The 20752-nt window shown below is 69.4% G+C and carries 17 protein-coding genes and 1 tRNA gene; 6 read left to right on the top strand and 12 right to left on the bottom strand.

The features are described 5' to 3' along the window. Window positions 1-263 precede the first annotated feature (263 nt). Genes thrB through argS form a run of 5 tightly spaced genes read right to left on the bottom strand, consistent with a single transcriptional unit; the run spans window position 264 to window position 6614 of the window. On the bottom strand, window positions 264-1151 hold the full coding sequence (gene thrB / locus ACIQWX_RS33265) for a homoserine kinase (RefSeq protein ID WP_400879574.1): 888 nt from the start codon (window positions 1149-1151) through the stop codon (window positions 264-266). Then, window positions 1148-2209, bottom strand: coding sequence for a threonine synthase (thrC, locus tag ACIQWX_RS33270; protein WP_400879577.1), 1062 nt, complete (start codon window positions 2207-2209; stop codon window positions 1148-1150). The genes thrB and thrC overlap by 4 nt, the downstream gene beginning before the upstream one ends. Then, window positions 2206-3519: a homoserine dehydrogenase gene (locus ACIQWX_RS33275; RefSeq protein WP_400879579.1), complete on the bottom strand. Its 1314-nt coding sequence runs from the start codon at window positions 3517-3519 to the stop codon at window positions 2206-2208. Before ACIQWX_RS33275 ends, thrC begins: the two co-directional genes overlap by 4 nt. Before the next feature lie 5 nt (window positions 3520-3524). Further along, window positions 3525-4955 carry a diaminopimelate decarboxylase gene (lysA, locus tag ACIQWX_RS33280; RefSeq protein ID WP_400879582.1) on the bottom strand — a complete coding sequence of 477 codons (1431 nt, stop codon included), beginning with the start codon at window positions 4953-4955 and terminating at the stop codon, window positions 3525-3527. A gap of 3 nt (window positions 4956-4958) precedes the next feature. After that, a complete protein-coding gene (gene argS, locus ACIQWX_RS33285) occupies window positions 4959-6614 on the bottom strand; it encodes an arginine--tRNA ligase (RefSeq protein WP_400879585.1) in 1656 nt (551 codons plus the stop codon). A gap of 185 nt (window positions 6615-6799) precedes the next feature. Here argS and ACIQWX_RS33290 point away from each other — a divergent pair, with 185 nt between their 5' ends. Both ACIQWX_RS33290 and ACIQWX_RS33295 read left to right on the top strand, forming a co-directional pair. Further along, on the top strand, window positions 6800-7615 hold the full coding sequence (locus ACIQWX_RS33290) for a DUF3105 domain-containing protein (protein ID WP_400879588.1): 816 nt from the start codon (window positions 6800-6802) through the stop codon (window positions 7613-7615). Then, window positions 7615-8349, top strand: coding sequence for a DUF305 domain-containing protein (locus tag ACIQWX_RS33295; protein WP_400879591.1), 735 nt, complete (start codon window positions 7615-7617; stop codon window positions 8347-8349). The genes ACIQWX_RS33290 and ACIQWX_RS33295 overlap by 1 nt, the downstream gene beginning before the upstream one ends. On the opposite strand, the gene ACIQWX_RS33300 is transcribed toward ACIQWX_RS33295, so the two are convergent. Next, complete coding sequence (locus ACIQWX_RS33300) at window positions 8350-9270, bottom strand: cation diffusion facilitator family transporter (protein ID WP_400879594.1); 921 nt, start codon at window positions 9268-9270, stop codon at window positions 8350-8352. It abuts the gene before it with no gap. A gap of 164 nt (window positions 9271-9434) precedes the next feature. Continuing rightward, window positions 9435-10535, bottom strand: a complete 1101-nt coding sequence (locus ACIQWX_RS33305; RefSeq protein ID WP_400879598.1) for an epoxide hydrolase family protein — start codon at window positions 10533-10535, stop codon at window positions 9435-9437. 150 nt (window positions 10536-10685) lie between these two features. On the opposite strand from ACIQWX_RS33305, the gene ACIQWX_RS33310 reads away from it, so the two are divergent. Beyond that, window positions 10686-10758 (top strand) — tRNA-Arg (locus ACIQWX_RS33310). Window positions 10759-10840: 82 nt separating this feature from the next. Further along, on the top strand, window positions 10841-12637 hold the full coding sequence (locus tag ACIQWX_RS33315; protein WP_400879601.1) for a tyrosine-type recombinase/integrase: 1797 nt from the start codon (window positions 10841-10843) through the stop codon (window positions 12635-12637). A gap of 1362 nt (window positions 12638-13999) precedes the next feature. Here the strand turns inward: ACIQWX_RS33315 and shbA are convergent. From shbA to ACIQWX_RS33340, 5 genes are all read right to left on the bottom strand, one after another. Next, window positions 14000-14548, bottom strand: a complete 549-nt coding sequence (shbA, locus tag ACIQWX_RS33320; protein ID WP_400879838.1) for an RNA polymerase sigma factor ShbA — start codon at window positions 14546-14548, stop codon at window positions 14000-14002. A 73-nt stretch (window positions 14549-14621) separates the two neighbouring features. Next, the gene (locus tag ACIQWX_RS33325) at window positions 14622-14864 is read right to left on the bottom strand and encodes a hypothetical protein (protein ID WP_400879604.1); all 243 of its coding nucleotides are present in this window, start codon (window positions 14862-14864) and stop codon (window positions 14622-14624) included. Then, window positions 14861-15526, bottom strand: a complete 666-nt coding sequence (locus tag ACIQWX_RS33330) for a hypothetical protein (protein ID WP_400879606.1) — start codon at window positions 15524-15526, stop codon at window positions 14861-14863. Before ACIQWX_RS33330 ends, ACIQWX_RS33325 begins: the two co-directional genes overlap by 4 nt. 505 nt (window positions 15527-16031) lie before the next feature. Further along, window positions 16032-17312 (bottom strand): diguanylate cyclase, encoded by a 1281-nt coding sequence (locus tag ACIQWX_RS33335; protein ID WP_400879609.1) that lies wholly within the window; start codon window positions 17310-17312, stop codon window positions 16032-16034. Between the two features lie 284 nt (window positions 17313-17596). Then, window positions 17597-18835: an MFS transporter gene (locus ACIQWX_RS33340; protein ID WP_400879612.1), complete on the bottom strand. Its 1239-nt coding sequence runs from the start codon at window positions 18833-18835 to the stop codon at window positions 17597-17599. Window positions 18836-19639: 804 nt separating this feature from the next. On the opposite strand from ACIQWX_RS33340, the gene ACIQWX_RS33345 reads away from it, so the two are divergent. Both ACIQWX_RS33345 and ACIQWX_RS33350 read left to right on the top strand, forming a co-directional pair. Continuing rightward, window positions 19640-19855, top strand: a complete 216-nt coding sequence (locus ACIQWX_RS33345) for a hypothetical protein (protein WP_400879615.1) — start codon at window positions 19640-19642, stop codon at window positions 19853-19855. A gap of 253 nt (window positions 19856-20108) precedes the next feature. After that, on the top strand, window positions 20109-20612 hold the full coding sequence (locus ACIQWX_RS33350; protein ID WP_400879617.1) for a kinase: 504 nt from the start codon (window positions 20109-20111) through the stop codon (window positions 20610-20612). Window positions 20613-20752 lie beyond the last annotated feature (140 nt).

The raw sequence follows: 20752 nt of genomic DNA on the forward strand, positions 1-20752 counted from the left end.
ACCACAGGGGTTTGCGTCCTCCATTCGGAGGACACGGAATTCGGCACCGCCGAAACCGGAAACCCGCCTGCGTTCATCCGCGTTACCCCGCTCGCCAGGCGGTGCGGATTCGGCGGATCAACGAAGGATGCGATCCCGGAGGACCGGCATCGGGTGCGGAAACGCACGGTGATCGAACGCCCCCGAGGGTAGACCGCGCGGGTGCCGGGTGCAACAACCACCCCCCGCGTGGCGGCTCCCAGGTCGGCCACGTGACCCAGCCTTTACTGAGCCGCAACCTGCACTCCCGCGAGATCCACGGGCAGTTCGGAGACGTCGAAGCCTTCAACGCCGACCCCCGGCGGGAGTATTCCCGTGGTGGTCAGCGCGAGCACCGTGGGACCGGCGCCGGAGACGGCGGCGGCCACTCCGCGTGCACGCAGCGTCGTCACCAGCTCGCCGCTCGCCGGGTACGCGGGGGCGCGGTAGTGCTGGTGCAGGCGGTCGTCGGTGGCCGCGAGCAGCAGCTCCGGCTTCGCCGTCAAGGCGTGCACGGCGAGCGCGGCGCGGCCCGCGTTGTGCGCGGCATCGGCGTGCGGGACGGCCGCCGGCAGCAGGCCGCGCGTGGTCGCGGTGGCCGAGCGGACGGCCGGGACGGCGACGACCGGCCGGATCGCCGGGTGCGGCGCGAGCCGTTCGGCGTGGAATTCGCCACTTTCGCACCAGGCCACGACGAACCCGCCGAACAGGCTCGCCGCGGCGTTGTCGGCGTGGCCTTCGAAGCCGGCGGCCAGCTGCAGCGCGCCGAACGCGTCGAGTTCGCGGCCCGCGAGCGCGTACCCGGCGGCGACGCCGGACACCACCGCGGCGGCCGACGAGCCGAGGCCGCGCGCGTGCGGGATCGCGTTGTGGCAGCGCAGGTGCAGGCCCGGCGGCTCGACGCCGAGGTGCGCGCACGTCTTGCGGATCGCCCGCACGACCAGGTGGGTCTCGTCGGTGGGGACGTCCTCGACCTCGCCCGCGCCGGCGTCGATCACCTCGACCTTGAGGCCGCCGTCGGTGACCTGCACCTCGACGACGTCGTAGAGGCCCAGCGCCATGCCGAACGCGTCGAAGCCCGGCCCCAGGTTCGCCGTCGAAGCCGGGACGGTGACCTTGAACCCGGTGCTCACCGCAGGTCCAGCGCCGCCGCGACCGCCGAGGGGTCCACCGCGAGGGGTTCGACCTCGACGTTGCCCGCCAGGGCCGTCTGCGGGTCCTTCAGGCCGTGCCCGGTGACCGTGCAGACCACGCGGGAGCCCTTCGGCAGCCGTCCGTCGGCGGCGGTGGCCAGCAGGCCGGCCACGCTGGTGGCCGACGCCGGCTCCACGAACACGCCCTCACGCCCCGCCAGCAGCCGGTACGCCTCGAGGATCTTCTCGTCCGTCACGGCTTCGAAGAGGCCGTCGGAGGAGTCCTTGGCCTTCACCGCGGCCGTCCACGAGGCCGGGCTGCCGATCCGGATCGCGGTCGCGACCGTCTCCGGGTCCGCCACCGGCTCGCCGTGCACCAGCGGAGCCGCGCCGGCCGCCTGGAAGCCGAACATCCGCGGCGTGTTCTTCACCACACCGTCGGCCGCGTACTCCGAATACCCCGCCCAGTAGGCGGTGATGTTGCCCGCGTTGCCGACCGGCAGGCAGTGGATGTCCGGCGCCGTGCCCAGGACGTCGCAAATCTCGAACGCGGCGGTCTTCTGGCCGGCGATGCGCACCGGGTTGACCGAGTTGACCAGGGTGACCGGGTAGTCGGCCGCGGTCTTGCGGGCCAGCTCGAGGCAGTCGTCGAAGTTGCCGTCGACCTGCAGGATCCGGGCACCGTGCAGCACGGCCTGGGCGAGCTTGCCCATCGCGATCTTGCCCTGGGGCACCAGCACCGCGCAGGTGAGCCCGGCGCGGGCGGCGTAAGCGGCGGCCGAGGCGGACGTGTTGCCGGTCGACGCGCAGATCACCGCCTTGAGCCCGCTCGCGAGCGCGTGCGTGATGGCGACGGTCATCCCGCGGTCCTTGAACGAACCGGTCGGGTTGGCGCCCTCGACCTTGAGGTAGACCTCGCAGCCGGTCAGCTCGGACAGGTACCGCGCGGGCAGCAGCGGCGTGTTGCCCTCCCCGAGCGTGACGACCTGCGCGCCGTCCGGGACCGGGACGCGGTCCCGGTAAGCCTCGATGAGTCCGGGCCAAGGTTGCCTGATCACTGGTCTTCGCCTTCCACCCGCATCACGCTGACGACTTCGTGGACGACGTCGAGCTTCGCGATCTCGTCCACAGTGGACTGCAGCGCCGCGTCCGGTGCCTGGTGGGTCACGACGACCAGGCTCGCGCGGTCGCCGACGTCGCTCTGCCGCACGGCCGCGATGCTCACCCCGTGGCCGGCGAACGCCTGCGCCACCTGGGCGAGCACGCCGGCGCGGTCGGCGACGGAAAGGCTTACGTGGTACCGGGTCGGCGTCTGGCCCATCGGCCGCACGGGCAGCGCCGCGTGCGCGGACTCGCGCGGGCCGCGGCCGCCGGCGACGAGGTTGCGGGCCACCGCGACGAGGTCGCCGAGCACCGCGCTCGCGGTCGGCGCGCCGCCCGCGCCCTGGCCGTAGAACATCAGCTCGCCGGCGGCGTCGGCCTCGACGTAGACGGCGTTGAACGCGCCGCCGACCCCGGCCAGCTGGTGGCTGCGCGGGATCATCACCGGGTGCACGCGGGCGGAAACCGACTCGACGCCGTCGTCGTCGGTCACCCGCTCGCAGATGGCCAGGAGCTTGACCGTGCGGCCGAGCATCCGGGCCGCGCCGAGGTCGGCGGCCGTGACGTCGGCGATGCCCTCGCGGTGCACGTCCGAAGCCGTCACGCGAGTGTGGAAGGCCAGCGACGCGAGGATCGCCGCCTTCGACGCGGCGTCGTAGCCGTCGACGTCGGCGGTCGGGTCGGCCTCGGCGTACCCGAGCCGGCTGGCCTCGTCGAGCGTCTCGGCGTAGCCGGCGCCGGTCGAGTCCATCGCGGACAGGATGTAGTTCGTGGTGCCGTTGACGATGCCCATCACGCGCGTGATCCGGTCACCCGCCAGGGATTCGCGCAGCGGGCGCAGCAGCGGGATGGCGCCGGCGACCGCGGCCTCGAAGTAGAGGTCGGCGCCCGCGGCGTCGGCCGCCTCGAACAGGTCGGCGGAGTGCTCGGCCAGCAGGGCCTTGTTCGCCGTGACGACGGACTTGCCCGCCTTCAGCGCGGCCAGCAGCCAGCCGCGCACCGGCTCGATGCCGCCGACCAGCTCGACGACGACGTCGACGTCGTCGCTGGTCACGAGCTTCTCCGCGTCGGCGGTCAGCAGCTCCGGCGGCAGCTCGGGGTGCTTGTCCGGGCGGCGGACGGCGATGCCGGCCAGCTCGACCGGCGTGCCCGCCCGCGCGGCCAGCTCGCCGGCCTGCTCGGTGAGCAGCCGGGCGACCTCACCGCCGACGGTCCCGCAGCCGAGCAGGGCGACCCGCACGGCCCGGCGTTCCTCTGGGGCAGCCACTGTGTTCAGACCTCCAGGCGCAGCATGTCGTCGGTCGTCTCGCGCCGCAGCAGCAGCCGGGAGCCGCCGTTGCGCACGGCGACCACGGCCGGGCGGGGCTGCCGGTTGTACGTGCTCGCCATCGAGTAGCAGTAGGCACCGGTCGCCGCCACGGCCAGCAGGTCACCGGGAGCCAGCGTGTCGGGCAGCCAGCAGTCTCGTACGACGATGTCGCCGGACTCACAGTGTTTTCCCACCACGCGGGACAACACGGCCTGCACGGGGCGGCCGGCGTCTTCCGCGGAGCGGGAAACCAGCCGCACGTCGTACACGGCGTCGTACAGCGCGGTGCGGATGTTGTCGCTCATCCCGCCGTCGACGCTGACGTACCGGCGCACCGCGTCGTCGCCGAGCGAGACGTCCTTGATCGTGCCGACTTCGTACAGCGTGACGGTGCCGGGACCGGCGATCGCGCGGCCCGGCTCACCCGCGATGCGCGGCACCGGCAGGCCCGCGTACGCGCACTCCTTGCGGACGATCTCGCGGATCTGGGTGATCATCTGCGCCGGTGGCGGCGGGTTGTCCTTCTCGGTGTAGGCGATGCCGAAGCCGCCGCCGAGGTCGACCAGGCTCAGCTGGTCGAGCAGCTCGGGGCCGTGCTCCTTGGCCAGGTCGGCGAGCAGCCCGACGACGCGGCGGGCGGCGACCTCGAAGCCGTCGGCGTCGAAGATCTGCGAACCGATGTGGCTGTGCAGGCCGACGAGCTTGAGCGAGCGCGCGTTCAGGACCCGGCGGACCGCCTCGGCGGCGTCGCCGCTCGCGAGGGAGAAGCCGAACTTCTGGTCTTCGTGGGCGGTCGCGATGAACTCGTGGGTGTGCGCCTCGACGCCGACGGTGACCCGGATGAGCACCGGCTGCACGACGTCGTGGCGCGCGGCGATGTCGCCCAGCCGCGCGATCTCGAAGTACGAGTCGAGCACGATCGTGCCCACCCCGGCGGCGACCGCGGCCTCGAGCTCCGCGGGCGACTTGTTGTTGCCGTGGAAGGTGATCCGCTCGGCCGGGAAGTCCGCGCGCTGCGCCACGGCGAGCTCGCCGCCGCTGCAGACGTCGAGGCTCAGCCCCTGCTCGGCCACCCAGCGGGCGATCTCGATGGAGAGGAACGCCTTCGACGCGTAGTGCACGAGCGAGGGGTCGTCGAACGCCTCGGCGTAGTCCGCGCAGCGGGACTTGAAGTCGGCTTCGTCGACGACGAACAGGGGCGTGCCGTGCTTCTCGGCGAGCTCGCGGACGTCGACCCCGGCGATCCGCACGACGCCGTCGCCGGCGCGGAAGGTGTTGCGGGGCCACACCTTCGCGGGGAGCTTGTCGAGTTCCTCGGCCCCCGACGGCTGGAGCCCGGAGGTGTCGGCGTGGGGGTAGACGTCGGCGTGCCTGGGGCCCGCGGGGTGCGCCATTTCTTACATCCGTTCCGGAGCGGAGACACCGAGCAGCGCGAGGCCGTTCGCCAGCACCTGGCGCGCCGCCTGGTACATCGCGAGGCGCGAGTACGTCAGCGGAGTGACCTCTTCGTCGCCCATGGGCAGCACGCGGCTCGAGTTGTAGGACTTGTGGAAGGCGCCCGCGAGTTCTTCGAGGTAGCGCGCGATCCGGTGCGGCTCGCGCATTTCGGCGGCGCGGCGCACGGTTTCCGGGAACTCGCCGATGGTGCGGATCAGGTCGCCCTCGGCGGCGGAGGTCAGGAGTCCGAAATCGACGTCCACATCGGACTTGAGACCGAGGTCGCCCGCCGCCCGCTCGATCGAGCGGATCCGCGAGTGGGCGTACTGGACGTAGTAGACGGGGTTGTCGTTGGAGTGCTTGCGCAGCAGGTCCAGGTCGACGTCCAAAGTGGAGTCGACCGAGTAGCGGATCAGCTCGTAGCGGGCCGGGTCGACGCCGACGGCCTCGACGAGGTCCTCCATGGTGATCACGGTGCCCGCGCGCTTGGACATCCGCACCGGCTTGCCGTCGCTGACCAGGTTGACCATCTGGCCGATCAGCACCTCGACCGTGGCCGGGTCGTCGCCGAACGCCGCGGCCGCCGCCTTGAGGCGCGCGATGTAGCCGTGGTGGTCCGCGCCGAGCATGTAGATGCAGAGGTCGAAGCCGCGGTTGCGCTTGTCCTTGAAGTAGGCCAGGTCGCCGGCGATGTAGGCCGGGTTGCCGTCCTGCTTGATGACGACGCGGTCCTTGTCGTCGCCGTACTCCTTCGACTTCAGCCACCAGGCGCCCTCGTCGAAGTAGAGGTTGCCGGAGTCCTTCAGCTCCTGGACGGCCGCGCCGACCGCGCCCGACTCGTGGAGCGAGTTCTCGTGGAAGTAGACGTCGAAGTCGGTGCCGAACTCGTGCAGGCTCTGCTTGATCTCGCCGAACATGAGGTTGATGCCGATCCGGCGGAACGTCTCGTGCCGCTGCTCCTCCGGCAGCGAGAGCGCGCTCGGCTCGGCCTTGATGACCTCGGCGGCGATGTCGTTGATGTAGCCGCCCGCGTAGCCGTCCTCGGGTGCGGGCTCGCCCTTCGCGGCGGCGATCAGCGACCGGACGAACCGGTCGATCTGGGCGCCGGCGTCGTTGAAGTAGTACTCGCGCGTGACGTCGCCGCCCTGCGCGGCCAGCACGCGGCCGAGCGCGTCGCCGACCGCGGCCCAGCGGGTGCCGCCCAGGTGGATCGGGCCGGTCGGGTTCGCCGAGACGAACTCGAGGTTGATCTTCGTGCCGGTCAGCGCGTCCCCGCGGCCGAACGCGGCGCCGGCCTCGAGCACCTGGCGCACGATGTCGCCCTGCGCGGCCGCGGCGAGCCGGAAGTTGAGGAAGCCGGGGCCCGCCACCTCGGCCGAGGTGACGCCGTCGTCCGCCGAGACGGCCTCGGCGAGCGCTTCGGCGAACTCGCGCGGCTTCAGCCCGGCCTTCTTGGCCACCTGCAGGGCCAGGTTCGTCGCGTAGTCGCCGTGGTCGGGGTTGCGCGGGCGTTCGATGGTCACCTGCTCCGGCAGCACGGTGTCGTCGATGCCGCGTGCGGTCAGTACCTGCACGGCGGAGCTGCGGACCAGGTCGGCGAGAGCGGCGGGAGTCACTTGCCGAATTCTAGGTGTGCCCTGGTGGGGAGGTTTCATCGGTCTCGGCGGGTGGGTGCGTGAGGCGTTAACGGTGATCAGACGGCCGGTCTCTACACTGGCCCGGGCGGGAATCCGTCCGCAGCCACCAGAGGGAGAACGCGGGAGCCATGGCGAACGGGACAACTCGGAAAAAGGGGTCGGCGGTGAAGGCGGCCCGCGGTTCCGTGGTGAGCAAGAAGGGCACGCCGTGGGGCACGATCATCGCCGTCGTGGCCATCGTCGCCCTGCTCGGCGCCGTGATCACCTACTACATGGTGAAGTCCGCGCCCAAGCGTGAGCAGGCCGACCGCGAGGCCGCCGCCGCGTCGTTCGCGCCGAGCGCGCAGGACCCGGACCCGTCGAAGCGCATCCCGGGCGTGGTCACGGCCACCTACACCGGCAGCGTGCACGTGCTCCCGACCGAGCGCGTGGCCTACGACAAGACCCCGCCGTTCGGCGGCCCGCACGACCAGACGTGGGCCACCTGCACCGGCATCGTCTACCCGACCGCCGTCCGCACCGAGAACATGGTGCACGCGCTCGAGCACGGCGCCGTCTGGATCGCCTACAACCCGCAGCAGGTCACCGGTGAGGCGCTCAACCTGCTGAGCGTGCGCGCCAAGGACAAGCCGTTCACGATGATGTCGCCGTACCCGGGCCTGGACAAGCCGATCTCGCTGCAGTCGTGGGGCCACCAGCTGAAGCTGGACGACGCCGGCGACGCGCGGATCGACGAGTTCATCGCCGCGCTGCGGAGCAACCCGAACGGCGTCTACCCCGAGGTCGGCGCGTCCTGCGACGCCGTCCCGGGCCAGTTCGACCCGGACAACCCGCCGCCGTTCGACGCGTCCAAGCCGGGCCCGGACGCCAAGCCGATGGACTACAAGGGCAGCACCGCCGCGCAAGGTGAGCAGGGCATGCCCGCTTCGCAGCCGCCGGCGTCGTCGTCCGCTCCGGCTTCGCCGACCCCGACCAAGTGATGGCCGAAGCCGACCTCGACACCGACTTCGACACCGAAGAGGTCACCGAGCAGCCGACCTGGTCGCGCTGGGTGATCATCGGCGGGACGCTGCTGGCGGTCCTGCTGATCGGCGGGGCGGCGGGGATGTTCCTCACCCGCGCCGTCGACGACTCCGGGACGGCGGCCACCCCGGCCGCCGGCTCGGTCGAGGTCGGCTTCGCCCAGGACATGTCGACGCACCACCTCCAGGCGGTGACGATGGCGGGCATCGCCCGCGACCGCACGACCGACCCGGAGATCAAGCAGCTGTCGTTCGACATCGAGCGCACGCAGCTGGAGCAGGTCGGCCGCATGAAGGGCTGGCTCATGCTGTGGGACCAGCCCGAGCAGGCGATCGGCGCGCCGATGAAGTGGATGACGGAACCGATGGCGGGCCACGGTGACATGCCGGGCATGTCGATGGGCACGTCGTCGGTCAACCCCGCGGGCGGCGCGCTGATGCCGGGCATGGCGTCGGACACGGAGCTGAAGAAGCTGCGCTCGCTGTCGGGCCGCGAGTTCGACGTCTACTTCCTGCAGCTGATGCTCCGCCACCACGAGGGCGGGACGTCGATGGCCCAGTACGCGGCGGCGCACTCGACGCTGCCGGCGCTGAAGGCGCTGGTGACCAGCATCCTCGCGTCGCAGGGCGCGGAGATGGACCAGATCAAGCTGATGCTCTCGGGCCGGGGCGCCCAGCCGCTGCCGGCGTAGCTACCAGGACAGTTCCTGGCACCGCCGCGCACACTGCGGCGCCTCCACCTGCAGCGTCGCGTGTTCGATCGCGTAGCGCGAAGACAGCAGGTTCTGCGCCTCCGTCAGCACGTCCGACTGCTTGGCGGGCGGCGCCAGCGTCAGGTGCGCCGAAGCCACCTCCATGCCCGACGTCAGCGTCCAGACGTGCAGGTCGTGGACGTCCGCGACGCCCGGCAGCGCGGCCAGCTCGGCGTTGATCGCCCCGACGTCGACGCCCTGGGGCGCGTGCTGGAACAGGATGCGCAGCGCCCGGCGGGCCAGCGTCCACGTGCGCGGCAGCACGAACAACCCGATCGCGACACCGATGATCGGGTCGGCGTAGCGCCAGCCTGTCAGCAGCGTCAGCGCGCCGCTGATCAGCACACCGACCGAGCCGATCAGGTCGGCCAGCACCTCGAGGTACGCGCCGCGGACGTTGAGGCTCTCCTTGGCGCCCGAGCGCAGGACGGCGAAGGAGACGATGTTGGCCGCGAGGCCGGCCGTCGCGGCCAGCAGCACGGGCAGGCCGGGCACCGCGGGCGGGTCGCCGATCCGGCCGACGGCCTCGACGAGCACGTACCCCGCGACGCCGAACAGCAGGACCGCGTTGGCCAGCGCGGCCAGGACTTCGGCGCGGTAGAGCCCGAAGGTGCGGCTGACCGTGGGGCCGCTGCGCCGCGCGAGGACGATCGCGGCCAGCGCCATGCCGACCCCGAGTACGTCGGTGAACATGTGCGCGGCGTCGGAGATGAGGGCCAGCGAGCCGGTCGTGAAGCCGACGACGAACTCGAGCACCATGAAGCCGGCGCCGATGCAGAGGGCGATGGTCAGGCTCCGCACGTACCGGCCCGACGCGCTCGCGGGCGCGCTCGTGTGCCCGTGTCCGTGGCCGTGTCCCATTCCGCCTCCGTTCCGTGGTCAGGCCCCAACATATAGTCGGATGCGCATATGTGCAACAGAGGGCAGCCTAAGTTCACCCACCCGAAAGCTACTACCCGGATCTGCGCGCACCAATCCACCAGGCGGGGTTTCCCACCCGGCGGACGGTCACCCTTCGCCGCCGGCTAGCGCACCAGCCGGAAGAAGCCGCGGACCTGCTCGACGAACAGCTCGGGCTGCTCCAGCGCGGCGAAGTGCCCGCCGACGGGCAGTTCCTCGAACCACCGCAGGTCGGTGTAGCGCTGCTCGACCTGCCGCCGCGACGGCCGCACGATCTCGCGCGGGAACACCGAAACCCCGGCCGGCACCTCCACAGTGGACAGGTCCCGGTCGTTGTTCTCCCAGTACATCCGCGCCGACGACGTCGCCGTGGCGGTGAACCAGTAGACGGAGACGTCGTCGAGGATCTTCTGCCGGTCGACGGCGTCCTCCGGGTGCCCCTTGTTGTCGGTCCAGGCCCAGAACTTCTCGGCGATCCAGGCGGCCTGCCCGGCGGGCGAGTCGGTCAGGCCGTAGCCGAGCGTCTGCGGCCGCGTGCCCTGCTGCGCGGAGTACCCGCTCCCGGTCCGCCGGAACTCCTCGAGATCGGCGAGCGCCTGGCGCTCCTCCGGCGTCGGATCGTCCAGGGTCATGCGCACGGGAGCGAAGTTGACGTGCACCCCGGCAACCCGCCCGGACCGCGCGAGGGCGTTCGTGACGGCGGCACCCCAGTCACCACCCTGAGCGCCGTAGCGGTCATAGCCGAGTTCCTGCATGAGCAGATCGAAGAGCTCGGCAACGCGCGCGATCTTGAGGGCGGGCTTGTCACTCCACCCGAACCCGGGCAGAGAAGGAGCGACGACGTGGAAAGCGTCCCGCGGATCACCGCCGTACTTGGCCGGATCGCTGAGCGGCCCGAAGACGTCGAGGAACTCGGTGACGGAACCGGGCCAGCCATGGGTGAGGACCAGAGGCAAGGCATCGGCCTCCGGCGACCGCAGGTGCACGAAGTGCAGCCCGCCCCCGTCCACCTCGGCCCGGAACTGCGGAAAGGCGTTGAGCCGCCCGGCGAACCCGAAGTCGTACTCTTCGGCCCAGTCCCGGCAGAGCTCCTGCACGTAGGAGAGCGGAACCCCCTGAGACCAGTCCCCGACGGTCTCGGCCTCAGGCCACCGAGTCCGCCGCAGCCGCTCCCGCAGATCGGCGACATCGGCCTCATCGAGAGACACCTGGAACGGCTTGACCATCTCGGCTCCTTCAGGTGGGCTTCCCACGCTAGCGACGACCGGCCGAGTGGATCAACTTTCACTGCGCTGACCAGCAAGTTCACCACTGGCCCCACCTGCGCGCGAGGGGTCGCCGCGATGCGCTAAGCTTTCCGAGTCGCCCAGCGATGGGCCCTCGTAGCTCAGGGGATAGAGCACTGCCCTCCGGAGGCAGGTGTCGCAGGTTCGAATCCTGCCGAGGGCACGCAGGTCAAGCCCTCCCTCGGATCACCGTGGGGAGGCGACGTGACGCCGCTCGTGACGCGAACGGCGTTATTGTCATATCTATGGCCAGCAAGATCACGTCTCAAGGCCACTCAGGCCGTCGCCCGAAGGGCGGAATCGATCAGCTCCCTAGCGGAGCCCTCCGTGTCCGCGTCTATGCCGGCCAGGACAGGCTGACGAAGAAGCGCAACTACTTCACCGAGGTCGTCCCTGCAGGGCCAGACGCCGAAGTCAAAGCTGACAAGGTGTTGCGCAAGCTTCTTGTCGCCGTCGACGAAGACAGGCACCCGAAGACGAAGGCGACCGTAAGCCAGGTCGTCAACGCTCATGTGCCCTATATGAAGGTCGCCGAGAGCACACGGCGGACGCTCATCCGGTACGCGGACAAGCACATCCATCCACTGATCGGTTCCTACCCCGCACAACTTGGCGCCCTTGACCTCGACCGCTATTACGCCGAGCTCGGCCGCTGTCGCGATCACTGCACTCGCCCGTTCATCCAGCACCGGACCCACCGGCGGCACACCTGTGATGCCCGCTGCGCACCCCACGAGTGCAAGCCCCTTGCGGACTGGACAATCCGCAAGATCCACTTCTTCCTCTCCGGCGCGTACGAGCGTGTACGGCGCTGGGAATGGGTGACCATCAACCCCATGACCTTGGCAGACCCGCCAAGCGCTCCGCAACCAGACCCTCAGCCCCCGACGCCGGACGAGGCAGCCAGGATCCTGAACGCAGCCTGGCAAGATGTGTTCTTTGGCACACTCGTCTGGGTCGCCTTCACGACCAGCCCTCGGCGAGCCGAGCTGTGCGGGCTGCGCTGGAAGCATTTCGACCTCAAGCGCAAGGTCCTGTACTTCCACCGCAACACGGTCCAAGACGGAGCCGAGATCTGGGAGAAGGACACCAAATCGGGCCAGCGCCGCCACATCGCACTCGACGACCAGACCACCGCGCTCCTGATCGACTACCGCACCTACTGCGAGGAGGTTGCGGCGAAGCATGGGCTGACGATCAGCGACGAGTCGTTCATCTTCTCCCTGCAGCCCGACGGCAGCGAGCCCTACAAGCCCACAACACTCACCCAGCGATACAACCGGCTCGCCGCCCGGCTCGGTATCAACACCACCATCCGCCGCGTACGCCACTACTCAGCAACCGAACTGATCGTCGCCGGCGTTGACATCCGCACGGTGGCCGGGCGGCTCGGCCACTCAGGCGGAGGCACTACGACCTTGAAAATCTATGCCGCCTGGGTGACGGAAGCTGATCAGCGAGCTTCGACAATCCTGCTGGAGCACGTACCTCCCAGACCGCCTGACCGGATGACGCCGGAAGAACGAGCGAAGACAGCACCTGCAGCTCCGTACGAGGAGATCGCGTCAACCCTTAGGAACCGGATTCTCGTCGGAGACATCGCGGATGGAGCCACCGCACCGTCGGTCAAAGACGTCGCGAAGCAGTTCAGCGTCAGCGTCGGCACCGCGCACCGCGCTCTTGGACTTCTACGGACCTGGGGCATGCTCAGCGGCGCCGGGCGCGGCATTCGACCCTGCGTAGTCAACACAGGTGAGGTCATCGATGACACATGGACGCCGACAGTTGCCGAGCCGCCAATCGAAGGACCGGTCCCAGGTACTGATGGCGCAGTGCTGCTGGACCTGACCCTCCTCCGGCGTGGTGAGGAAATCTATTCCTTTACCGCACAGGCAAAGCCCGACGATCCTGAGCAACTCAGGCGCCTGCTTATGGGTGCAGTCAAGCGCCGCGGAACTACTGACGCCGAGTTAGATGATTACGATCTTGAGATCAGGCGCTCAGGACAGAGCGGCGTGATCAGCACCTTCGCGGCCATGTGACGCCTCCTGCCTCTCAGATCGCAGCGTTACACGACTGGGTGGCCGGACGTCCATCACATACCTGCGCAGGCAATCTGCCTGGCTTAGCTGAGGCCGAGTCGAGCTACACTTCCGGCTGCAGGCTCATCGCCAAAGAGGTGCGAGGGGTGTTGCTCTACCTGGACCGGTTCGAGGCAGCCGGCGTCGAGTGGGGTTCCGCATGAGCTGCCAGCGCTGACGCGACTTAGGAACCGGGCACGCGCTCGGCTACCTGGCGCCCGCTTGGTCTTCTGCGTGTCCAGTTCGATGCGACGTGTTTGTCGACGGCATAGCTCACCGTCCAGCGACGCGAAGGCCGTTAATGCCCACCGCGGCGTAAGGCGGCCGAGCCGGGTGCGGCCCACGGGGTACTGAAATCGAACCTCACATGTGATCATGCGTTGGAGACGTCGCCCCAGGTAGGGACGCTTTCTCCGCTGTTTGTCTCAGACTGGGAACGCTTCTGGTCGTTCATTACGACAAGAGAGCGTAAGGCCGAGAACCTCCGTCGAATCGTCCAGGCGAGGCTCGAAGCACGCGAGGATCCGTTGCCGCGGACTCCTCACCCTCTTCCGAGGGTGGACCTGGACCTACGCCCGGGTCCACCCTCGCGGATTTGCCTTCGATGAGCGGCCCGTCCTCGGGCGATGCCCAGAGCTTTCGCAGAGAGCGCGGACGGCCGTGCCCGCCGATCACCTCGCCATCAAGGTCCACGGCGGACGCTGGTCGCGAACTCGGTCAAGTCCCGCAACCTGATGACCGCCGTCGGCCACCGGGGCCAAGTGACGACCCAGAGCATCGGACCGGGCACCCGGGCCAGCGCCGTGTTGTCGGTCTTCCGCTCCTTCTATTCGACATTGCCGTACTGATCATTTTCGACAACGTCATCTACACGCTGTGTCAGGCCCACGAGGCTCCCGAAAGCCGACTCGAAGTCAATGGGCGCCACTCGCGCACGTCAACAGACGTCTGATCAAGATCACCACCGTTTCCGGCTCGGCGTCGATGTCATGTCACGCTTCCACGGCGCCGCGTCGCTGCAGCCGCCTGGGCGGCGTAGCCGGCGGTCAGAGAGCCCGCCGTGGTGACGAGGTGACCGGACACCGGCTCGTCGCGGTGCGCGTGCAGCATCGTCAGACTCTCGTCGACTCGGCGATCGATGTGGTCTTGACCTACCGAAGGGCGTCGGCCTCACCACGTTAACGGCCAGCAATCCGACGAGGTCCCAGGCGCGGCGGTCGGCCAGCCGAAGGCCGCCGAGGTACTCGCGGCACTGCACGGCGCGGTCCACTGGACTAGACCGCTGGACGCAGATCGTTTGGGCGATCACCGGCGTGATGCGGGTCAATCTTCAGCGTCGACCCAGACCTTGCGCAATTGGGCCAACGCGCGGTGCTGTGCCACCCGGACCCCGCCCGGCGAGATCCCCAAGGCGTCACTGGTCTCCTCCGCCGAGAGACCGACGACGACGCGCAAGACGACGACCTCTCGCTGGCGCAGCGGCAGGAGCCTTAGCGCCTCGCTCATGCGCTTGTTGAGTTCGCCAGCCAAGGCATCGCTCTCGGGCCCGCGCCCGGTGGCATGTTGTTCGGGCAGCTCGGGGACCGGTTCGGCCCGGTTGCGGGCTGCCGCACGACGCGCGTCGGCCACCTTGTGCTGGGCGATCCCGTAGACGAAAGCCAGGAATGGCCGTCCACTATCCCGGTAATTGGGCAGCGCGGTCAGCACTGCGAGGCACACTTCCTGCGCGACGTCGTCAGCCGAGATTCCTGCGCACTCCTTGTGACCGATCCGGGCGCGGCAGTACCGCACCACCAGCGGACGGATCGCGGCCAGCAACCGTTCGACGGCCCGAGGGTCACCCTCGACGGCGGCGGCCTCGGTGGCAAGCAGATCACCGGATCCGGCGGCGGTGACGTCGCCGGATCCGGTGTCGGCAGACCGGGAAGGCGTTGGACGCGGCCGGTCAGCGGCTGCAGACAACCGACACCGTCCTCGTCGCGGTGTCCGGCACGCAGGGTGCGGGACCGGTCTCGACCGGTTCCCGGCCGGTGACGCTGATCGGCCCAGCCGTCAAGTTGGCCTGCAGCACCCATAAACAGAACGCCACGGTGACGATCACGAACACGATTGCCAGCACCGTCCGGAGAGTGTTCGGGGTGCTGGTGACGATCTTCTCGATCAGCCCGATGACGTTGCCGCCGCTCATCGGCCGGCGCCGATCGTGACCTGCTGGCGTGCCGATGCCACCGGTTGCCGCCCGCCGCGGCGTGCGGCCGTGAGCCGCTCGTAGCGGCTGATCAATGCGTCGACTTCGTCGTCGCGCAGGTTCAGCACTCGCAGGAAGACAGACATTTGGTCGGTCCGCGGCAGTGTCGCCCCGGCCAGCAGCCGACAGAGGGTGGCCCGCGACATCGCCGTGGTGACGTTGCCCTTGGACTCGCACAGCCGGACCATTCGACGTAGCACCTCGGTCTTGCCCAGGTCGTTGCGGAGCATGACGCGGCGCAGGTCCTGCGCGAGCTGGGCGACCGGGTCGGCCGGCGGGTCCGGATGGCGCTTGGTGAACTCCTCCAGCGCGGCGGCCCACCAGAGCCGGTGGGCCTCGTGCGCCGGTGCGTTCACGCCGGCCGCGATGCCCTGGACCAGCCGCAGTTTGGGCAGCTCGGCGCCACCGAGCGCGCTCGACACGGCGCTGATGGAGTACCTCGCGGCTGCGGCGACGTCCTCCAGCGACATGTCACCGACGAATCCGCGCAGCCACTTTTTCAGCGCTTTCACTGCGGGGTCGACTTCGGCCGGCAGGGCCGATTTTCTCCGCCCGGGGCGCGGGCGGTACGAGGGCATGGATCTGCCCACCAGTGGAGACACCGGAATCCTCCTTGATCAAATCGTCCAGGCGAGTCGGCCTCGGCGAGGTTCCCGGATTGCCGTCCAGGTGGAGATCCTCGGCACGTGGCCAGGTTACGGAGATCCTTGTCCGCCGCGTGACCGTCGGCAACAATCTGTCATATTCTCCGTAATAGCCGTTACTCGAACGTAATATTCACCGAATGCATCTTCCTTGCTAGTTAGATCCAATTTCGGCCACTGCTTCACGGCGTGATCACGCGCTGCACGCGTCGGCCCTGGCAGCGACGCTTTTTCCAGTGTTTGTCTCAAACAGGGAACACATCTGGTCGCTCGTTACGACAAGGGGGCGTAAGACCCAGAACCTCTGTCGAACCGTCCAGGCGAGGCTCGAAGCGCGCGAGGGTCCGTTGCCGCGGACTCTTCACCATCTTCCGCGAGGGGGCCCGAGCCCAGGTCCACCCTGCCCTCGTTTCCGGCTGTCGAGCGACGTCGCTCAGCTCGGCATAGCCCCTAAGTGCGATGGTCAGCGCGCTATGGCGACCTGGTTGCGGCCGGCGTTCTTGCCCGCGTAGAGCGCGTCATCGGCCGCCCGGATGAGACCGTCCAGGGTGGTGTCGGGAATCGTCGGGTAGAGCGCCGCGCCGATCGTGGCGGACAGGAGAATGGGCGAACCGTCCGGTGCGGTCATGCACAGTGCCCGGATCCGGGCGCGGATGCGTTCGGCAATGACGTGGGCTTCGTCTTCGTCCACGCCCGGCAGCAGGACGGCGAACTCCTCTCCGCCGTAGCGGCCAACGGAGTCACCGCGGCGGACTGTCTTGGCCAGCACCGCGGCGACCTGGGTGAGAACATCGTCGCCAACGGGATGACCATGGTTGTCGTTGATGCGTTTGAACCAGTCCAGGTCGACCATGAGGACACCGAGCCGACCATCCGTGGCGACAGCTCGGTCCAGCAGATGTCCGGCTTGCTCATGCCATGTGACCGCATTGAGGAGGCCGGTGCGCTGGTCGGTGCGGGCGGCGAGCTTGTACTGGTCGAGCTGGACGCACTGGTGCAGCGCGAACGTCGGGACGATCATCAGCAACGCCACCGGGGGCCACCACAGCAACGCGAGCGCGACGAACGTGCCGAGGGCGAGCTGGGCGACCTCGAGGAGGTTGTCCGAGGCACTGCCGACGACTTGGCGGGGATGCTCGATGGTCACCGTCCAGGCGATGACCGTGCCGACGAGGGCGGTGTTGACTGTCCATTGCACGCCGCCCGCGGCCACCACGGCCGCAAGGTCACCCCAGCCCGGTCGGGCGCTGGCGGTGAGGTGAGTGAGGTGGTCGTGGGTGCCGGTCAGCTGCAGCACCGCGGACGCGGCGGAGGCCGAGAGGGCGAGGGTGGCGGCGGTGAAGACGGTGCGGTGCGGCGGGCGGAACGCGTCGAACCGGTTCACCAGCACCCACCGGTGCCCATAGATCACGACGACCAGGAACAGCTCCAGGGCCAGCGGCAGCGCGATGGCGCCGGCGAAAATCCACACGCTGCACAAGTCGACATACGGCGAGTTCGACCGGTCCCGTCGTCGGCGTTCGATGAGGTGCGAGGCGTGCAGGTGCAGCATCGCCGCCGCAGCGAGCCACGCGGCCGTGGTCCAGGCAGCCGACGGAGACAACGTCGTGCGCACAGCCAGGACCAGCACACCGAGTGCGGCGACGTCGACGGCCAGGACCAAGGCCTGCACGCGTCTGGGCAGCGTCCAGAGCTTCCACCGTGCTGGTGACCAGGCTCTGGGTGTGATCTCGTGGTCGCTCATCGCAGTGCCTCCCCGCGCCGCTCTGTGCCGGTAATCACATGCTCGCCAAGGGTAGTCGCGTTGCAGTCGGGTGTCAGCCAATTCCCGACAACGCAACGCCTCTGGGCGGCTGAGACCATTCCCCTGTATCTGTCACCGGACAAACCGCACAGAAAGGTGGAGCTGATGAGTGACAAGGGCTGGTGAACCGCTACGAAATGGGCCTATCTCCCGCACCCCGTCCGGAAGGAGCGCGCTATGAGCGACAAGGGCTGGTAGCACCGAAGATCCACGACTTTTCGAGGTCAGGATTCAGCGGGGAGGACAGCTGAGATCGCGGCCGGTTCCCGGCGCGACCAGGCCGCGGCTGCGGCGAGCGCGACCAGCGCTCCCGCGGTCCCCGCCCACGCGATCGCCATCGACGCACCGAACTGCTGCGCGAGCACCCCGCCGAGCACGACCCCGATCCCCTGCCCGGCGATCATCCCGGTCCGCGCGAACCCCAGCGCCCGCCCTCGCACCGACGCTGGCGTGAGCTGCACGAACGTCGCGCCCGCCGTCACCTGGTACCCCGAGCACACCCCGGAGGCGAACAGCAGCGCGAGCGCGACCCCGAGCGGCGGCTGCCCCCAATACGCCATCAGCGGGACCGACGTGCCGACCGCCAGCACCCCGAGCGCCCGGATCCGCGCGTGCCGGGGAATCAACCGCAGCAGCGAGGCACCAAGCACCGCGCCGGCCGGCTCGGCGGCGAGGATCACCCCGATCCAGCCGCCGGACGCGCCGATCTGCTGGGCGAAGGGCACGGCGAGCCCTTCGGGCACGACGGTGAACAACGCCAGCCATCCCAGCCACACCAGCGTCCCGAGCCTGCGGTCCCTGGCTACCACAACGGCGCCCGCAACGACGCGGTGCCACCACGACGTCACGGCCGGCTCGCCATCGGCGCCGACGGCCGGCGGATAGGGCCCGAGACCGGCTCCGATCAGCACGGCGGAGATGGCGAAGGTGCCGGCGTCGATGGCCAGCGCGGCGTGCGCGCCGACACCCGCGACCACGAACGCGGCTGCCGCGAACCCCAGCACCAGGCACAGCTGCGTGGTGACCTGCTGCACCGCCTGACCTGCCTCGTACCGGGCACCCAACATCTCCGGCAGCACCGCGCCCTGCGCCGCCGAAAACGGCGCCTCGACCAACTGCACCAGCACCAGCAGCACCGCCAGCCCCCACAACGGCACCCCCGGCACCGCCATCACCGCCACCAGTGCCGCACGCACCAGGTCGCAGGTGACCATCACCCGGCGACGCGGGAACCGGTCGGCCAGCCACGCCAGCAGCGCCCCTGAGATCAGCGCGGGGAGCATCGACAGGGCGTACGTGGCGGCGCTCCACGCTGCCGACTCGGTGCGCTCGAACACCAGGATCGACAGCGCAACCCGCGCCAGCTGATCTCCCACGACCGAGAGCAGCCCGGCCAGCCACACCAGCCGGAACTCCGACACGGCGAACGCCTGCCACGTCCCCGCCCGTCGCTGACCAGCCATCCCCACCCCACAGGCTGTCACGCACAGTCCATCGAAGAACGCTGACAGTAGTACCCGCGATCGCGTTCCGCCACCGACTCACGGCTTGACTACGGGGTCGTAGAGCTATTCGGACAGCCCCTGCCGAGTGGTTTCCCAGGCTCGTTCGGTGGAGGTGGCCCGGCGGCGACACCGTTTCGGCCTCCGAGGCGCTACAAGGAGCCGGTCGGTGTCCGGCACCTCGGCAGGTTCGGGGGGCCGATGCCCTGCCGAGCTCCGGGCACCGGCGCGTCATCCGACTTGGTGAACTCCGGTCCGAGACGTCATTCCGCTGCGGCCAGTCCTCTTGTCTGGCGCTGAGGTGATCGGTCCGGCACGTCCCCGACCGTCCCGATCGCCGGCAGTTTGGCTCGGCGGCAACACGTCCCCCGTTGCCGACGAGCCCTACCTCCACCACACGACGCGCGGTGCGCGCGCATCCGCGATCACCGCTGGGGTAGATGCGCTCTACTGTCCTCGAGCGCACCGCGAAGGTCACCGTGCAGCCGCACGCGGGCCTGAGACCGACGGCAGCTTTCTCCCCTCCCGAGACTGCCGCCGCCTCAGGCGCTTTCCCCGTCCGTAACGATTGCACGGCACACGTCGCGCCGAACGACACGATCCCGGTCTTCGCGGAACCCGGACGTCCAGTCAGCAGATCCCGCCACCAGCGCTGCTGGCGACTCGCGCCACAACGAGGGGAGAACTTGCTACAGATGATGATCTATGCGCGATGATGATGTCGACTACGAGGCAGGCAGGGGCGTGTGATGGGGTGAACGGCAAGTGCGGCTGGTGGTGACCAGCCGCGAAGTTAGCATCTCCGCCGAGCCGGACGGTGAGGTGCTGCGCTACGCCGGGATCTCCGTGGTGCACGTCGAGGACGGGGAACCGGTGGAGCAGACCTGGGTACCGCTCGGCGCCTCGCCCACCTTCGCCGACGACGAAGCCTTGATCGCGACCTGGCGCGCCGCCTTGCAGTGGCGACAAGCCTGCGCGTAAAACGGCCGACGCGGATTCCCGCACAGCTCGGCGCCGCCGCCGAGACCCGCGCATCGTGTGATGCGCACGCAGATGAGGCGGTCCCGTCCACCGTCATCCGGCTCGTCGGGTACTAGTGGGCATCGTGACCGCGTGGAGCGACGAACCGCACCCCGAGACCGCCGATGGTGGATCAATCGGGGCTCAAACGGCAGCACGTGCCGCAGCTACGCCGCCGAGCGGCCCGACTGGATCACCACACACCCAGCTGGTCGTGCTCCGGGGCCCGTCCGGCGCCGGCAAGACCACGGTCGCTACCGCGGTCCGAGCGCGACTCGGCCGTGGCGTCGCTCTCGTCCAGCAGGACGTCCTCCGCCGAGTCGTCTTGCGCGAGCACGACGTCCCCGGCGGCCTGAACATCGCGCTCATCGCAACGGTCTGCCGATTCAGCCTCGATGCCGGCTACCACGTCGTCCTCGAAGGCATCCTCACCGCAGCCCGCTACGGGCCGATGATGCGCCAGCTCGCCGCCGACCACCGCGGCCGCACCAGCTTCTTCTACTTCGACGTGCCCTTCGCCGAGACCGTGCGTCGCCACGCCACCCGCCCCCAGGCCACCGAATTCACGTCCGAGGACATGCGCGGCTGGTACCCCGCGAGCGAGCGTCTCGGCGTTCCCGGCGAGCACGTCATCGCCGCCACCTCGTCAGCCGAAGCCTCAGTGGACCGGATTGTGGCTCATCTGGCCGGGCACAGGCAGGACGCATCGGAGGCTTGACCCGTATCGCTCGCGGCGCACGCACCGGTCCAGCGCCTCGCGCAGACGAACAAGCCGACACCGGGTGAGGTTCCGAAGCGCTTAGTGCGGCCGGTCGCTCCGATGGGACACGAAGTCTGTGCCGTGCGGCGCTCGCGCGC

Source organism: Amycolatopsis sp. NPDC098790 (assembly GCF_044759945.1).
In the GTDB taxonomy this organism is placed as follows: Bacteria; Actinomycetota; Actinomycetes; order Mycobacteriales; family Pseudonocardiaceae; genus Amycolatopsis.

Coding starts and splice junctions, on each gene's coding strand:
- lysA (WP_400879582.1), bottom strand. CDS start 4,955: ATGGCGCACCCCGCGGGCCCCAGGCACGCCGACGTCTACCCCCACGCC.
- ACIQWX_RS33295 (WP_400879591.1), top strand. CDS start 7,615: ATGGCCGAAGCCGACCTCGACACCGACTTCGACACCGAAGAGGTCACC.
- ACIQWX_RS33300 (WP_400879594.1), bottom strand. CDS start 9,270: ATGGGACACGGCCACGGACACGGGCACACGAGCGCGCCCGCGAGCGCG.
- ACIQWX_RS33305 (WP_400879598.1), bottom strand. CDS start 10,535: ATGGTCAAGCCGTTCCAGGTGTCTCTCGATGAGGCCGATGTCGCCGAT.
- ACIQWX_RS33315 (WP_400879601.1), top strand. CDS start 10,841: ATGGCCAGCAAGATCACGTCTCAAGGCCACTCAGGCCGTCGCCCGAAG.
- ACIQWX_RS33325 (WP_400879604.1), bottom strand. CDS start 14,864: ATGAGCGGCGGCAACGTCATCGGGCTGATCGAGAAGATCGTCACCAGC.
- ACIQWX_RS33335 (WP_400879609.1), bottom strand. CDS start 17,312: ATGAGCGACCACGAGATCACACCCAGAGCCTGGTCACCAGCACGGTGG.
- ACIQWX_RS33340 (WP_400879612.1), bottom strand. CDS start 18,835: ATGGCTGGTCAGCGACGGGCGGGGACGTGGCAGGCGTTCGCCGTGTCG.